General features: G+C 71.3%; 12 protein-coding genes and 1 tRNA gene. 6 read left to right on the top strand and 7 right to left on the bottom strand.

Going from position 1 to position 12,625, the window contains the following annotated elements; all coding sequences use genetic code 11:
* Positions 1–59: 59 nt before the first annotated feature.
* From ABZ117_RS17005 to ABZ117_RS16995, 3 genes are all read right to left on the bottom strand, one after another.
* Positions 60–133: transfer RNA gene (locus ABZ117_RS17005), tRNA-Pro, on the bottom strand.
* 65 nt (positions 134–198) lie between these two features.
* On the bottom strand, positions 199–957 hold the full coding sequence (locus ABZ117_RS17000) for a Pr6Pr family membrane protein (protein WP_356821463.1): 759 nt from the start codon (positions 955–957) through the stop codon (positions 199–201).
* Positions 958–1,158: 201 nt separating this feature from the next.
* On the bottom strand, positions 1,159–2,085 hold the full coding sequence (locus tag ABZ117_RS16995; protein ID WP_356821461.1) for a metallophosphoesterase: 927 nt from the start codon (positions 2,083–2,085) through the stop codon (positions 1,159–1,161).
* A 94-nt stretch (positions 2,086–2,179) separates the two neighbouring features.
* Between ABZ117_RS16995 and ABZ117_RS16990 the strand changes: the two genes are divergently transcribed.
* Entirely contained in the window at positions 2,180–2,647 is a 468-nt protein-coding gene (locus ABZ117_RS16990; RefSeq protein ID WP_356821460.1) for a GatB/YqeY domain-containing protein, read from the top strand.
* A 359-nt stretch (positions 2,648–3,006) separates the two neighbouring features.
* Here the strand turns inward: ABZ117_RS16990 and ABZ117_RS16985 are convergent, their stop codons facing one another.
* Positions 3,007–5,343 carry a transglycosylase domain-containing protein gene (locus ABZ117_RS16985; protein ID WP_356821458.1) on the bottom strand — a complete coding sequence of 779 codons (2,337 nt, stop codon included), beginning with the start codon at positions 5,341–5,343 and terminating at the stop codon, positions 3,007–3,009.
* A gap of 492 nt (positions 5,344–5,835) precedes the next feature.
* Here ABZ117_RS16985 and wblA point away from each other — a divergent pair, with 492 nt between their 5' ends.
* Positions 5,836–6,174, top strand: a complete 339-nt coding sequence (gene wblA / locus ABZ117_RS16980) for a transcriptional regulator WblA (protein WP_356821456.1) — start codon at positions 5,836–5,838, stop codon at positions 6,172–6,174.
* Between the two features lie 378 nt (positions 6,175–6,552).
* Here the strand turns inward: wblA and ABZ117_RS16975 are convergent, their stop codons facing one another.
* Both ABZ117_RS16975 and ABZ117_RS16970 read right to left on the bottom strand, forming a co-directional pair.
* Positions 6,553–8,199 carry an ArsA family ATPase gene (locus ABZ117_RS16975; RefSeq protein WP_356821454.1) on the bottom strand — a complete coding sequence of 549 codons (1,647 nt, stop codon included), beginning with the start codon at positions 8,197–8,199 and terminating at the stop codon, positions 6,553–6,555.
* A complete protein-coding gene (locus tag ABZ117_RS16970; protein ID WP_356821452.1) occupies positions 8,196–9,173 on the bottom strand; it encodes an ArsA-related P-loop ATPase in 978 nt (325 codons plus the stop codon). Before ABZ117_RS16970 ends, ABZ117_RS16975 begins: the two co-directional genes overlap by 4 nt.
* A 95-nt stretch (positions 9,174–9,268) precedes the next feature.
* On the opposite strand from ABZ117_RS16970, the gene ABZ117_RS16965 reads away from it, so the two are divergent.
* The 4 genes from ABZ117_RS16965 to ABZ117_RS16950 all read left to right on the top strand — a co-directional run bounded on the left by ABZ117_RS16965 (position 9,269) and on the right by ABZ117_RS16950 (position 11,691).
* Positions 9,269–9,430 (top strand): DUF4177 domain-containing protein, encoded by a 162-nt coding sequence (locus ABZ117_RS16965; RefSeq protein WP_003975360.1) that lies wholly within the window; start codon positions 9,269–9,271, stop codon positions 9,428–9,430.
* Complete coding sequence (locus ABZ117_RS16960; protein ID WP_356821450.1) at positions 9,427–9,891, top strand: RidA family protein; 465 nt, start codon at positions 9,427–9,429, stop codon at positions 9,889–9,891. Before ABZ117_RS16965 ends, ABZ117_RS16960 begins: the two co-directional genes overlap by 4 nt.
* Before the next feature lie 67 nt (positions 9,892–9,958).
* Positions 9,959–10,864, top strand: a complete 906-nt coding sequence (locus ABZ117_RS16955) for an NUDIX hydrolase (RefSeq protein ID WP_356821448.1) — start codon at positions 9,959–9,961, stop codon at positions 10,862–10,864.
* Positions 10,861–11,691 carry an MBL fold metallo-hydrolase gene (locus tag ABZ117_RS16950; protein ID WP_356821446.1) on the top strand — a complete coding sequence of 277 codons (831 nt, stop codon included), beginning with the start codon at positions 10,861–10,863 and terminating at the stop codon, positions 11,689–11,691. The genes ABZ117_RS16955 and ABZ117_RS16950 overlap by 4 nt, the downstream gene beginning before the upstream one ends.
* A 157-nt stretch (positions 11,692–11,848) precedes the next feature.
* On the opposite strand, the gene ABZ117_RS16945 is transcribed toward ABZ117_RS16950, so the two are convergent.
* Complete coding sequence (locus tag ABZ117_RS16945) at positions 11,849–12,523, bottom strand: Crp/Fnr family transcriptional regulator (RefSeq protein ID WP_030734182.1); 675 nt, start codon at positions 12,521–12,523, stop codon at positions 11,849–11,851.
* Positions 12,524–12,625: the final 102 nt, after the last annotated feature.

Below are 12,625 nucleotides of genomic sequence, written 5' to 3'. Positions count from 1 at the left end.
AGCAAAGCCAGAGGGCCCTTACCGAAATGGTAAGGGCCCTCTGACCTGCTACTTAGCTGTCGGGGTGGCGGGATTTGAACCCACGACCTCTTCGTCCCGAACGAAGCGCGCTGCCAAGCTGCGCTACACCCCGATGTCGCTGCTCTCGCGGCGACGACGTTTACTTTAGCCCACCGGTGGCTGTAGGCGAAATCCGATTCAGCAGCGGTGGCGGACCGGGGTCGGGCGGGTGTGGTCCAGGGCCACGAGGAGGACGGACAGGGTGTAGATCGCGAGGCCCAGGAGGAGGGCGTTGGCCAGGGTGCTGCGGTAGCCGTGGGCGGCTGCGTCGAGGAAGGGGTAGAGGTAGCGGGCCGGGTGGGAGGGCGGGAGGATCGCCGCTCGGGTGAGGGAGAAGGCCAGGTAGGCCAGGGGGTAGACGAGCCAGGACGCGGTCTGGCGCAGGTGCAGGCGGGCCGCAGGCGTGAGCAGGAGCCAGTCCAGCAGGGCTGCCGCCGGGATCACCGTGTGGAGAATCTGTAGGGCCGCCCACTGGGCGTGCCAGCGTTCCGGGGCCGTCGTCGCGCCGGTCATGGAGAACGGGGGCGTCGCGTGGCCCAGGAGCAGGTGGTAGACCAGCGCCGCGGTCAGGACGTAGAGGAGCGCGGCGCCTGTCACGGCGGGGGGCAGTGGGCGGCGGCCCCGCCAGGCCCTCCGCGCCGACAGGAGCATCACCACGGCCAGCAGGACATCGGCCTGGACGCTGAAGTAGCTCAGGCCGTGGGCCGGGGTGCTCAGCAGGAGTTCGAGAGCGACCCCGCCGGCCGCCAGCACGGCGGTGACGAGGCGGAACACCGCGGTCTGGGGGCGCCGGACCGGGGCCACCACCGCCGTGGCCGGGACCGGGGCGGGCAGCAGCAGGGGCGGGCCCGGGATCGCGGGCAGGTCCGGGATGTCCCTCGGTATCGGGGCGGTCATGCCCTCACGCTAGGAGCGGCGGAAGGGAGCGGCGAGGCAGACTGGGCCAGGTGGGTTACGGCCGCTGTCGCCTTCCCCGGCTTCCTGCCGGAGGCGCGAGGTGCGTCCCTCCGGGAGGCCCCATGGCGCCGATGTCCTCCACCCGGTGCCGCACGACGCTCACCCGGTGGGGTACGGCGGACTCCCCGGCCGGCGCTCGCTCTACTCCCTGCCCACCAGCGTCAGCAGTGTCGCCTCCGGTGGGCAGGCGAAGCGGACCGGGGTGTAGCGGTTGGTGCCGCAGCCTGCTGAGACGTGGAGGTAGGACGTGCGGCCCTCGGCCGTGTGGGTGGAGAGGCCCTTCACCCGGTCCGTGTCCAGGTCGCAGTTGGTGACCAGGGCGCCGTAGAAGGGGATGCACAGCTGGCCGCCGTGGGTGTGGCCGGCCAGGACCAAGGGGTAGGCGTCCGCCGTGAACGCGTCCAGGACCCGCAGGTACGGCGCGTGGACCACACCGAGGGAGAAGTCGTACGTGCCCGACGGGCCGCCGGCCACCCGGGCGTAGCGGTCGCGCTTGATGTGCGGGTCGTCCAGGCCGGTCAGCTCGATGGAGACGCCCTCGATCTTCAGGACTCCCCGCGTGTTCGTCAGGTTGAGCCAGCCCGCCCCGTCGAAACCGTCCCGCAGGTCCTCCCACGGGTTGTGGATGACGCCCACCGCCGGCGCGTTGCCGTTCAGCCCGTGGCGTCCGCTCGTCTTCTCCAGCAGGTAGCGGGCGGGGTTGCGCAGCTTGGGGCCGTAGTAGTCGTTGGACCCGAAGACGTACGCGCCCGGGAACTCCATCAGCGGACCCAGCGCGTCCAGGACCTCGGGGACGCCCTCGGGGTCCGACAGGTTGTCGCCCGTGTTGATCACGAAGTCCGGGCGCAGGCCGGCCAGTGACCGCAGCCAGCGCTGCTTCTTGCGCTGGCCCCCGACCATGTGGATGTCGGAGACCTGGAGGACGCGCAGGGGGCGCATGCCCGGGGGCAGGACCGGGACGGTGACCCGTCGCAGGCGGAAGGACCGGGCCTCGAAGCCCGCCGCATACACCAGGCCGGCGGAGCCGGCCGCCAGGATGCCCAGGGGAATTCCGTATCGCGCGCGCATGTCCCCATCGTGTCAGACCGGTTGACCGGGACGGGAACGGCCACCGGATAAATGAGCGGGCGTACCGGGCCGGGCACCTGCGACAATCGAGCGCATGACCACCACGCTCAAGTCGAAGCTGCACGACGACCTCAACGCCGCGATCAAGGGGCGCGACGAGCTGCGTTCCTCGACGCTCCGGCTGACGCTCACCGCGATCACCAAGGAAGAGGTCGCGGGCGAGGAGAAGCGGGAGCTTTCGGACGACGAGGTGCTCAAGGTGATCGCCCGTGAGGCGAAGAAGCGCCGTGAGGCCGCGGAGGCCTTCGCGCAGGGCGGCCGTGCCGAGCAGGCCGAGCGGGAGAAGGCGGAGGGCGAGGTGCTCGCCGGGTACCTGCCCAAGCAGCTGTCCGACGACGAGCTGAACGCGATCGTCGCCCAGGCCGTGGCGGAGGCGAAGGCGGCCGGCGCCGAGGGGCCGCGGGCCATGGGTGCCGTCATGAAGATCGTGAACCCGAAGGTGGCGGGTCTGGCCGAGGGCGGCCGGGTCGCCACCGCGGTGAAGAAGCTGCTCCAGGGCTGAGCCGCGTGAAGTGGCTGCGCCAAGGCTGAGCCGAGTCAAGAGGCTGCGCCAAGGCTGAGCCGAGTCAAGAGGCGGCGCAGGGGCTGAGCCGAGTCAAGAGGCGGCGCAGGGGCTGAGCCGCGTGAAGTGGCTGCGCCAGGGCTGGGCCGCCTGAAGACGCTCGCCAAGACTGAGCCGCTGCCGCTGCCGCTGCCGCGTCGCCGGACCCTTCGGCTGCACGACCACGCCCACGCTCACGCCCACGATTACGACCGCGAGGCCGCACCCGGTAACACCGGTGCGGCCTCGCGGTCGTGCTGCACGGTCCTGTCGCGCGGCCCAGTCGCACGGACGCGCCGCGCGGCCCCGTCGCGCTGTGGCTAGCCCCGGCGGCCGCCGTTGCCGTTGCCGTTGTTGCCGCCGTTCAGCTGGCCCTGGATGAAGTTGCCGGGGAGGGAGAACGTCGGTGTCGGCAGGGTGCCGCCGGTGCCGCCGGTGCTCTGGTCACCCGTCGTGCCGCCGTCCGTCAGACCGCCGATCAGCCCGCCGGTCACCTGCCCCGGCGCGGTCCCGTTGTCCCCGTTGTTGCCGTCGTCCGTCCCCCCGTCCCCTTTTCCCTGACCACCCCCGTTGTGGGTGTCGTCGGGGATGTCGACCAGATGGAAGTCCGGTGCGGGCTTGCCCTCCAGGGCGCCGGACATCATGTCGCGCCAGATCGGGCCGGGGACCTCACCGCCGTAGACCTTGGCGTGCGGGACGCCGCCGATGGTGATGTCGACCATCCGGCGCTTGTGCTGCGGGTCGCCGACCCAGACCGCGCCGGCCATGTTCGGGGTGTAGCCGACGAACCAGGCCGCGTAGCGCTCGTCCGTCGTACCCGTCTTGCCCGCGCTCGGGCGGCTGCCGAGACCGGCCTCCTGACCCGTGCCGTCCTCGACCACGCCCTTGAGGAGCGTGCTCACCGTGTCGGCGGTGTTCTCCGACATCGCACGCGAGCAGGTCGACTTCGGCACCTCCAGGGACTTCTGCTCGCTGCCCACCTTCTGGGTGATCGAGTCGATGGCGACCGGCGTGCAGTACATCCCGCGCGCGGCGAAGGTGGCGTAGGCGTTCGCCATCGTCAGCGGGGACATCTCCTGGGTGCCGAGCGCGATGGAGGGTGCCTGCTGGACCTTGCGGCCGTCCGCGCGCTGCACGCCCATCTTGTGGGCCATGTCGATCACCGGGCAGATGCCGATGTCGCTGATCAGCTGCACGTAGTAGGTGTTGACCGACTTGGCGGTCGCTTCCTTCATGCCGTACGGGCCGTGCTCCGACTCGTTCTCGTTGGTCAGCTTCGTGGGGTGGTTCGGGTCGTCGTGCCAGGTCTTGCCGTTGCAGGCGGACACGGGGCTGGGGTACGCCATCTCGTACGGCGACGAGTACTCCTGCGTGGCGGGCTTCCCGCCCTCGATGGCCGCCGCGGCGACGATCGGCTTGAACGTGGAACCGGGCTGGTAACCGGCTCCGCCGCCCATGCCCTGGTTGACGGACAGGTTGATCGTCGTCTCGTGGTTCTTGGTGTTGACGCCGTACGGGCGGGACTGGTCCATCGCGAGGATCTTGCCGGTGCCGGGCTCCACGATGGTCGCGGCGGTGGCCACGGAGTCGCTCTCGTAGACGTGGTCCTTGAGGGACGCCTGCACGGAGCGCTGGGCCTGCGGGTCGAGTGTCGTACGGATCGTCAGGCCGCCCCGGTTCCAGAGCTTCGACCGCGCCTCCCGGGTCTTGCCGAAGGACTTGTCGGTGAGGAGGATCTGGCGGACGTAGTCGCAGAAGAAGCCGGCGCCCTTCACGGCGGTGATGCAGCCGTTCTTGGGGTGGCTGGGGTCCAGCTCGACCGGCTTCTGCTTGGCCTCGTCGGCCTCCTTCTGGGAGATGTCACCGACCTCCGCCATGCGCTGGAGCACGATGTTGCGCCGCTTGGTGGCCTCGGCCTCGTCGTTCACCGGGTCGTAGCGGCTCGGTGACTGCACGATGCCGGCGAGGAGGGCCGACTCCTGGAGGTTCAGGTTCTTGGCGTGCTTGGAGAAGTAGCGCTGGGCGGCGGCCTCGACGCCGTAGGCCTGCTCACCGAAGAAGGTGATGTTCAGGTAGTTCTCGAGGATCTTCTTCTTGCCGAGCTTGTCCTCGATCTGGATGGCGTACTTCAGCTCGCGGATCTTGCGGCCCAGGGTCTGCTGGGTGGCCTCGGCGACCTTCGTCGGATCGTCGCCGGCCTCCTCGATGAAGTAGTTCTTCACCAGCTGCTGGGTGAGCGTGGAGGCACCCTGGGCGACCCCGCCGCTCTGCGCGTTCTTGTTCATGGCGCGCAGCACACCCTTGAGGTCGACCGCGCCGTGCTGGTAGAAGCGCGAGTCCTCGATCGCGACGATCGCCTTCTGCATGTACGGCGAGATGTCCTTGAGGTCGACCACCGTGCGGTCGCGGGAGAACACGGTCGCGATCTGTTTCCCCCGGTCGTCCAGGATGGTCGTGCGCTGGCTGAGCTGGGGACTCTTGAGGTTGGCCGGGATCTCGTCGAAGCTCTTCACCGATCCCTTGGCCGCGAGACCCAGCGCGCCGGCCGCGGGCAGCGCGATGCCCGCCAGCACGGCTCCGGCGAGCACACTGACACCTAGGAACTTGGCGGCCTGCTGCGTTGGCGACAGACCGCCACCCGAGCGCTTCTTTGGCATGGGGGCAGCCTAATCCGTACTGTTGAGCGTTCTTGAGGAGCGACCGTGTCACGGCACGGCGAACCGGGATTTCCACCTTCCCGTTCGCCGGACACACATGCAGGCATTGGCCTAAGCTGCTCTCGACTGTCACACCGATGCGGTCACGTACGTACTACGCCCGGCGACCCCGAATCGTTCCGGCCGTAGCCCGGAATCACCGGGGCGCGTGCCCGTTTTTCGAGGCCGACGCGCCCGAAATCGCCTCGTGTGTCACCTGGTGTCCGATGTGGCGCACCGCAGCCGTCCCGGTTCGCCGGGATGGTCGCGCTTGTCGCCAGCTCACTCCCGCGGGTGATCTGCCGCTTACCCATAGTCCGTTCGGGCCATCCAAGATTGGGCCCGAAGGGGGTGTTGCGCTGTGTCGACCTTCCGTAACGTCCTCAACTGGCGGCGGTGCATATGCCGCTGCCGCCGTGGGGGAGCCTCGATTCGGGAGAGGACGGCGCCGGTATGGGCTGGGTAACCGACTGGAGTGCGCAGGCTGCCTGCCGCACTACGGATCCGGATGAACTGTTCGTTCAGGGAGCAGCGCAGAACAGGGCCAAGGCGGTGTGCACCGGATGCCCGGTGCGCACGGAGTGCCTCGCGGACGCGCTGGACAACCGTGTGGAGTTCGGCGTGTGGGGAGGCATGACGGAGCGGGAGCGCCGCGCACTGCTGCGCCGGCGGCCCACCGTGACTTCTTGGCGCAGGCTGCTGGAGACCGCCCGCTCGGAGTACGAGCGGGGCATCGGGATCGTGTCCCTCGACAGCGACGAGGTCTACGAGAACTATGCGGCGGTGAGCTGACGGGATCCCTCGGGCGCACACCCGGAACGCACGGTTCCGGCAGACCCCCCACGGCAACCGCGCCCGTAGGCCTCCGTCCGCCGCGTGCCTGGGCGTCGACGCCCGTCGCGTGCGGCATCGACGTCCGACGGCGTCCGAACGACGTCCGAAGGCGTCCGAACGACGTCCGAACGACGTCTGATCGACGACGTGCGATCGGCATGCGCTGCGTGCGGCGCCCGCGACCGTCGTACGCGTGCCGGCGCCTCTCGGCCCCGCGGCTGGTAACGACTGCCGCGCGTGCGCCCGTGACGACTGCCGCGCGTCCACCGGGGCGGTGGTGTGCCGGTGAGCGTCGCTCACGCGCGCATGCCGCGCGGTGCCGCGCGGTGTGGGCGTCTAGGGGTGTGCCGGCCGCCCGTCCGCCAGCCGGTCGCCGATGTTCCGCAGGCCCGTGAGGTCGTGGACGTCGCCGGGCAGTGCGGGCACTTCCACCACCGCCACCTCGGGGTGGCGGGCGGCGAAACGGTCGCGCGTGCGCTGCTCGCGCGAGAGCAGCTGCATACGCTCGGCGTGCAGCCTCAGCAGGGCCGCGGTGAGTTGGTCGACGGAGCGTTCCGCATCGGCGGGGGAGCCTTCCTCGGCGGCAGCGGCTGGGGCGGCGGCTGCGGTCTCGGATGCGGGAGAGGGTGAACTGCCGTGCGGGTCGGGAGAGTTACGAAGTCCAGCTTTCCCGCCCCCCTGACCCACAATGCGGGCGTCCTCAAGATTTTCCGCGGCCGCGAGCGCACGCTCGGCCGACAGCCCGCCGGCCCCGCTGCCGTGGACCCGGTTGAGCACCAGGCCGACCAGGGGCATGTGCTCCGCGGCCAGTCGCTCCACGAAGTACGCGGCCTCGCGCAGCGCGTCCCGCTCCGGGGCCGCAACCACCAGGAACGCCGTGCCGGGTGCCTGGAGCAGCTTGTAGGTGGTGTCCGCGCGCGTACGGAACCCGCCGAAGGTGGTGTCCATCGCGGCCACGAACGTCTGGACGTCCTTCAGCAGCTGGCCGCCCAGCAGCTTGCCCAGTGTGCCGGTCATCATCGACATGCCGACGTTCAGGAACTTCATGCCCGCGCGCCCACCCAGCTTGGCGGGAGCGGTCAGCAGGCGGATGAGGCGGCCGTCCAGGAAGGAGCCCAGCCGCTTGGGCGCGTCCAGGAAGTCCAGTGCCGAACGGGACGGCGGGGTGTCCACGACGATCAGGTCCCACTCGTCCCTCGCCCGCAGCTGGCCCAGCTTCTCCATCGCCATGTACTCCTGCGTGCCCGCGAAGCCCGCCGAGAGCGACTGGTAGAAGGGGTTCGCCAGGATCGCGGCGGCCCGCTCCGAGTCCGCGTGCGCCTCCACGATCTCGTCGAAGGTGCGCTTCATGTCGAGCATCATGGCGTGCAGCTCGCCGTCGCCCTCCGTGCCCTTCACCCGGCGCGGCACGTTGTCGAGCGAGTCGATGCCCATCGACTGCGCCAGCCGCCTGGCCGGGTCGATGGTCAGGACGACCACCTTGCGGCCCCGCTCGGCGGCCCGGAGCCCGAGGGCCGCCGCGGTCGTCGTCTTGCCCACTCCGCCCGAGCCGCAGCACACCACGATCCGGGTCTTCGGGTCGTCCAGCAGCGCATCGATGTCGAGCACGCGCGCGGAGGAGAGCCGGCGTCCGGTGTCCGCCACCCCGGCAGCCCCCCGCCCCTCGGCCTCCGCCGGTTCCGGCACCTCCTGGGGTTCCGCCGACTCCTCGGCCTCGACCGGCACCTCGGACTCGGCCAGCTCCTCGGCCTCCGCAGGCTCCCCAGGTTCCGCCGGCTCCTCGGCCTCCGCCAGTTCCTCGGCCTCCGCAGGCTCCCCAGGTTCCGTCAGCTCTTCAACCTCCGCCGGCGCCGGCTCTCCGAGGGTCTCCGGCTCTCCGAGAGTCTCCGGCCCCCCGGAAGTCTCCGGCGCCGCGGAGGCCCGCTTCTCGGCGGCCTCCCACTCCTCGGCGGCCTCGCGCGCCTCGGCCGGGTCCGGACTCATGACAACCCCTGCTTCCGCAGCTCGGTGGCGAGTTCGTACAGGCCCGCCAGCTCCATGCCCTCGGCCAGCAGCGGCAGTTCGGCCAGCGGCAGGCCCAGCTCGCCGAGGGCCGCGCGCTGCTCCTGCTCCAGCGCGTACCGCTCGGCGTACTCCGCGGCCTGGGCCAGCAGTGGGTCCACCAGCCTCTCGGCGTTCCCGCCCCGCCGGGCCCCGCCCAGACCGGCGGCCGAGAGCGCCCGCGCGACCGATGAACGCTCCACGTCCCGTACGAGTTCCAGGTCGTCCGCGTCCAGCACCTGCGGCCGGACCATGTTCACGATGACCCGGCCCACCGGCAACCGCGCCGCGCGCAGTTCGGCGATGCCGTCGGCGGTCTCCTGGACCGGCATCTCCTCCAGCAGCGTCACCAGGTGCACCGCCGTCTCCGGCGACTTCAGCACCCTCATCACCGCCTGCGCCTGATTGTGTATCGGGCCGATCTTGGCGAGGCCCGCCACCTCGTCGTTCACGTTCAGGAAGCGGGTGATGCGGCCGGTCGGCGGGGCGTCCATGACGACGTAGTCGTAGATGAACCGCCCGCCCTTGTCCTTGCGGCGCACCGCCTCGCACGCCTTGCCGGTCAGCAGGACGTCCCTGATGCCGGGGGCGATGGTGGTGGCGAAGTCGATGGCGCCGAGCTTTTTCAGGGCTCTGCCCGCCCCGCCCAGTTTGTAGAACATCTGGAGGTAGTCCAGAAGGGCCAGTTCCGGGTCTATGGCGAGGGCGTACACCTCCCCGCCGCCCGGCGCGACCGCGATCTTGCGCTCCTCATACGGCAACGCCTCCGTCTCGAAGAGCTGTGCGATGCCCTGCCGGCCCTCGACCTCCACGAGAAGCGTCCGCTTCCCCTCGGTCGCGAGGGCCAGCGCGAGGGCTGCGGCGACCGTCGTCTTTCCGGTCCCGCCCTTGCCGCTGACGACCTGGAGCCTGCTCACGTCCTCGAGCCTAACCAGTCCGGCCGACAACCACGCGGGAGGCTGTGGATAAGGGAGGTCCGGCCCGCTCCGGCCCAGCGGCTAAAGTCGGCCCCATGACCAAGTGGGAATACGCAACCGTGCCGCTGCTCGTCCATGCCACGAAGCAGATCCTGGACACCTGGGGCGAGGACGGCTGGGAGCTCGTCCAGGTCGTGCCCGGGCCGAACAATCCGGAACAGCTCGTGGCCTACCTGAAGCGGGAGAAGCAGGCGTGAGCGCGGTCGAGGCCAGGCTGGCCGAACTGGGACTGACCCTGCCGGACGTCGTACCGCCGCTGGCCGCGTACCAGCCGGCCGTGCGGTCCGGTGCGTACGTGTACACCTCCGGCCAGCTGCCGATGGTCCAGGGCAAGCTGCCGGTCACCGGCAAGGTGGGCGCCGAGGTCACGCCGGAGGAGGCCAAGGAGCTGGCCCGCACGTGCGCGCTGAACGCCCTGGCCGCCGTGAAGTCCGTCGCCGGCGACCTGGACCGCATCGCGCGCGTGGTGAAGGTCGTCGGATTCGTCGCCTCGGCGTCCGACTTCACCGGGCAGCCCGGTGTCGTCAACGGCGCCAGCGAGCTGCTCGGCGAGGTCCTCGGCGACAAGGGCGTGCACGCCCGCAGCGCCGTCGGTGTGGCGGTGCTGCCGCTGGACGCGCCGGTCGAGGTCGAGATCCAGGTCGAGCTGGCCCAGTGATCCTGCCGGGGCGCCGCTGACCTCGGTACCTCTCGAACATTCGCCCTACACGGGATAGCCTCCGGCCATGGCGAACGGTCAGTGGTACCCCCCGGAGTGGCCGGACCGCATCCGTGCCCTCGCGGACGGCACTCTCACCCCGGTGTCCCCCCGGCGCGCGGCCACGGTGCTGCTCCTGCGGGACACCGCCGCCGGTCCGGCCGTCCACATGCTGCGCAGACGCGCCTCCATGGCCTTCGCCGGAGGCGCGTACGCGTATCCCGGCGGCGGTGTCGACCCGCGCGACGACGACCGCCGGGTCCGCTGGGCCGGCCCCACGCGCGCGTGGTGGGCCGAGCGGCTCGGCGTCGACGAGGCGGGCGCCCAGGCCATCGTGTGCGCGGCCGTCCGCGAGACCTACGAGGAAGCCGGTGTGCTCCTCGCCGGCCCCGGCCCGGACTCGGTCGTCGGCGACACCACCGGCGAGGCCTGGGAGGCCGACCGCGCGGCCCTGGTCGCGCGTGAGCTGTCCTTCGCCGAGTTCCTCGACCGACGCGGTCTGGTGCTGCGCTCGGACCTGCTGGGCGCCTGGACCCGCTGGATCACCCCGGAGTTCGAGGCCCGCCGCTACGACACTTGGTTCTTCGTGGCCGTCCTGCCCGAGGGGCAGCGCACCCGCAACGCCTCCACGGAGGCCGACCGCACGGTGTGGATCCGCCCCGAGGAGGCCGCCGCCGGGTACGACAGGGGTGAGCTGCTGATGATGCCGCCCACCATCGCCACCCTGCGCCAGTTGCTGCCGTACGCCACCGCCGCCGAGGCGCTCGCCGCCGCTCCCGCGCGCGACATGACCCCGGTCCTGGCCCGGGCCCGCCTGCGAGACGGCGAGATCGTCCTCTCCTGGCCCGGGCACGACGAGTTCACCAGACACGTCCCGGCCGCCGCGACGACGGCTCCGACGACCGCTGAGAAGACCGGTGGAGGCCCCGCATGACCGACGCAGCAGCCCTGCCGGGCCAGCCCCGCGGCACAGTCCTCTCGGGGCCCGCCACCGAACGGGCCGTCAACGTCCTCGCGCCCAACGCCTCCGCGATGACCCTGGACGGCACCAACACCTGGATCGTCGCCGAGCCCGACTCCGATCTCGCCGTGGTGATCGACCCGGGTCCGCTGGACGACGTTCATCTGCGCAACGTCGTGGACACGGCCGAGAAGGCCGGCAAGCGCATAGCCCTGACCCTGCTCACCCACGGCCACCCCGACCACGCCGAGGGCGCCGCCCGTTTCGCCGGGCTGACCGGTACGCGCGTGCGTGCCCTGGACCCGGCGCTGCGGCTCGGTGACGAGGGCCTGGCCGCCGGCGACGTGGTCACCACCGGCGGTCTGGAGCTGCGCGTCGTACCGACCCCCGGGCACACCGCCGACTCGCTGTCCTTCCATCTTCCGGCCGACCGCGCCGTGCTGACCGGTGACACCGTCCTCGGCCGCGGTACGACGCTCGTGGCCCACCCCGACGGGCGGCTCGGCGACTATCTGGACTCCCTGCGGCGGCTGCGGTCCCTGACGGTGGACGACGGCGTGCACACCGTCCTGCCGGGCCACGGGCCGGTCCTGGACGACGCCCAGGGCGCCGTCGAGTTCTACCTCGCCCACCGCGCCCACCGGCTCGCGCAGGTGGAGACGGCGGTCGAGAACGGCTACCGCGCCCCGGCCGAGGTCGTCGCCCACGTGTACGCCGACGTGGACCGCTCGCTGTGGCCGGCGGCGGAACTGTCGGTGCGGGCCCAGCTGGACTATCTCAGCGAGCACGGGCTGATCTAGCCGGCCGCGGGTCCCGCAGGGCGTGCACGCGCGCGTGGGCGCCCTGCGGCCGGCCCGGCGGACCCGGGCGAGAGGCTGGGCGGCACGGCACCGCGTACGGCAGCGGGGCCCGTCCGCGCGTGCAGGGGGCCCCGGGGCCGTGGGGCGGGGCCCGGCGTCAGCGCGACCTCTTGGCCAGCCGTTCGACGTCCAGCAGGATGACGGCCCGCGCCTCCAGGCGCAGCCACCCGCGCTGGGCGAAGTCGGCCAGGGCCTTGTTCACGGTCTCGCGGGAGGCACCGACCAGCTGGGCCAGCTCCTCCTGGGTGAGGTCGTGGACGACGTGGATGCCCTCTTCGGACTGCACGCCGAAGCGGCGGGAGAGGTCCAGCAGGGCCCGGGCCACGCGGCCGGGGACGTCCGAGAAGACCAGGTCGGACATCGCGTCGTTGGTCTTGCGCAGCCGGCGGGCGACGGCGCGCAGCAGGGCGCCGGCCACCTCCGGGCGGACGTTCAGCCAGGGCTGGAGGTCGCCGTGCCCGAGACCGAGCAGCTTGACCTCGGTGAGCGCGGTCGCCGTGGCCGTACGGGGGCCGGGGTCGAACAGCGACAGCTCGCCGATCAGCTCACCGGGTCCGACGACGGCGAGCATGTTCTCGCGGCCGTCGGGGGAAGTGCGGTGCAGCTTCACCTTGCCCTCGGTGACGACGTACAGCCGGTCTCCGGGGTCGCCTTCGTGGAACAGCGAGTCGCCGCGTGCGAGGGTCACCTCACTCATGGAGGCGCGAAGCTCCGCGGCCTGCTCGTCGTCGAGTGCCGCGAAGAGCGGGTTGCGCCGCAGAACGTCGTCCACGAGTTATCTCCTTGTCGACCTGCTCAGGGGATGGTGCTCCCCGCGTGCCAGGGGACCGTGTTCCCCGTTTTGCCGGACGGTCCAAACAGTGTGATCTGTCAC

It is taken from the genome of Streptomyces sp. NPDC006309, assembly GCF_040613095.1.
Taxonomy (GTDB): Bacteria; Actinomycetota; Actinomycetes; order Streptomycetales; family Streptomycetaceae; genus Streptomyces.
This window is presented reverse-complemented; position numbering and strand designations above follow the sequence as displayed.